Here is a 2,564-nt window from a genome sequence, read left to right on the forward strand (position 1 = left end):
AAGGCCAGGATGAGCCGCGCCGGGCTGAGCGCGTTGACCACCCGGCAAGCGCTGGAACTGCTGGACGCCGCGTTGCTCGCCGAACGCCCCATGGTGGTGGGCACACGACTCGATCGGGGCGCGCTGGGTCAGCACAGCGCCACGTTGCCGCCGCTGCTCAGCCAGCTGGCCGCCCGCCCGGCCCGCCGGATGCTGGAGCACACCGAAATGGTGTCCCTGACCGGCCTGCGGGCGCGGCTGGGCGGCATGTCGCCCGAGCAGCGGCACAGCGAACTGGTGGAACTGGTCTGCAGCAACGCGGCCACGGTGTTGGGTCACAGCACCGCGGACGTCAACGCCGACGACGCGTTCGGCGATCTCGGGTTCGATTCGCTGACCGCCGTCGAGCTGCGCAACCGGCTCAAAATCGCTACCGGCCTTACCCTTTCGCCCACGCTGATCTTCGATCACCCCACACCGGCCGCGCTTGCCGAACACCTCGGCACCCAGCTCGCCACCGGCGGCCCCGGCGCGGCGCCCGCCACCCCGCCCGACCGGACGGCCCGCTTCGAGGAGATCACCCGCGAACTGCAGGCTCTGCTCAATCAGCCCGACCTCAGTCCCGGCGACAAGAAGCAACTGGTCGCCCGGCTGGAAGGGCTGCTGGACACGGTGCCGGGCTCGGCACCGGCACCGCTGCTGGAACACCCCGAGCACGCGTTCGACGACGACATCTCCACCGCCACCGACAGTCAGCTGTTCGCCATTCTCGACGACGAAGTCGGCCCCTGACTTGCCTCCGACAGACGTCGCGATCATCGGGCTGGCCTGCAGGTTTCCGGGCGCGCCCGACCCGTCCGCGTTCTGGCGCCTGATCCGTGACGGGCGTAAGGCCGCCCAATTGGGCGGGGACGCCGGGGAATTCGACGCGGACTTTTTCAACCTGTCGCCGCGTGAGGCGGCCGCGATGGATCCGCGGCAGCGCCTGGCCCTCGAATTGACCTGGGAGCTGCTCGAGGACGCGTTCGTGGTACCGGAAAAGATACGGGGACAAGAGGTCTCGGTGTTCCTCGGGGCGATGACGGACGACTACGCGGCCCTGACGCTGCGCGATCTCGCCGACAACCTGGACCACCACACCTTCACCGGCATCAGCCGGGCGATGATCGCCAACCGGGTGTCGTACGCCTTCGGGTTGCGCGGACCCAGCATGACCGTCGACTCCGGTCAGTCGTCCTCGTTGGTGGCGGTGCACCTCGGCTGCGACAGCGTGCGCACCGGGCGGTCGACGATGGCCGTCGCGGGCGGCGTCCACCTCAACCTGTCCGAGGAAATCGGCATGCTGGAACGGGAATTCGGTGCGGTATCGGTGTCGGGCCACACCTACGCCTTCGATCGTCGCGCCGACGGCTACGTGCGCGGCGAAGGCGGCGGACTGGTGCTGCTCAAGCCGTTGGCGGCCGCCCTGGACGACGGCGACCGCATTCACGCCGTCATTCGCGGCGGTGCCGTCGGCAACGCCGGGCACAGCGGAGCCGCCCAGACCGTCCCGTCGGCGCGCAGTGAAGCGGACGTGATCCGGCGCGCGCTCGCCGACGCCGGCCTCGACATCGGCGACATCGACTACGTCGAGGCGCACGGCACCGGGACCAAGGTCGGCGACGCGATCGAAGCCCGGGCGCTGGGCGAGGTCTTCGCCGGGCGCGCGCACGATCCGGTGCGGGTCGGTTCGGTGAAGACCAACATCGGTCACGCCGGCAGCGCCGCGGGAATCGCGGGCCTGCTCAAGGCCGCCCTGGCGGTCGAACATGCCGCGATCCCGCCCAGCCTCAACTACACCGACCCCGAGGCCGGGCTGAATCATCTTGGGCTGCAAGTCAACACCGCCCTGGCGGCGTGGCCGTCGGGGGATCGGCCGCGGCGGGCCGGGGTGTCCTCGTTCGGCATGGGCGGCACCAACGCACACCTGATCGTCGAGCAGCCCCCGGCCCAGCGGGACACCGCGCCATCGGATTCGCGGGCGGCCACGGATGGGGTTGTGCCGTGGGTGCTGTCGGCCCGTTCCGAACGGGCGCTGGTTAACCAGGCCCGGCGGCTGTCTGACTTCGTGGCCGACCGGGCCGGCGTGAGCCCCCTCGACGTGGCCCGGTCGCTGGTCGACACCCGGACACTCTTCGAGCACCGCGCGGTCGTGGTGGGTCGCGACGCCGCGGCGCTGACGGCGGGGTTGGCGGCCGTCGCCGCGGGGGAGCCACGGCCGAATGTCGCGGTGGGCCGGGCGGGTTCGTCCGGCGCGACGGCCTTCGTGTTCCCGGGTCAGGGCTCGCAATGGTTGGGCATGGGTCGCCAACTGTACGACCGGTTCGACGCGTTCGCCCGCGCGTTCGACGAGGCCGCCGCGTCGGTGGACGCGCACGTCCGGCTGCCGCTGCGCGAGGTGATGTGGGGCGACGACCCGGAGTTGTTGCGCAGCACCGAGTTTGCCCAGCCGGCCTTGTTCGTGTTGGGCCTCGCGCTGGCGGCCTTGTGGGAATCCTTCGGTGTGACACCGGATGTGGTGATGGGGCACTCGGTGGGTGAGATCG

The 2,564-nt window shown here is 70.8% G+C and carries 2 protein-coding genes; both read left to right on the plus strand.

All coding sequences use genetic code 11. The features are described 5' to 3' along the window. Positions 1 to 771: phosphopantetheine-binding protein (locus A9W96_RS11670; RefSeq protein ID WP_231999666.1), on the plus strand; the 771-nt coding region annotated here is incomplete at its 5' end. Position 772: 1 nt separating this feature from the next. Beyond that, on the plus strand, positions 773 to 2,564 hold a 1,792-nt coding region (locus A9W96_RS11675), incomplete at its 3' end, for a type I polyketide synthase (RefSeq protein ID WP_156765204.1).

Source organism: Mycobacterium sp. 1245852.3 (genome assembly GCF_001669335.1).
Lineage (GTDB): Bacteria > Actinomycetota > Actinomycetes > Mycobacteriales > Mycobacteriaceae > Mycobacterium > Mycobacterium europaeum_A.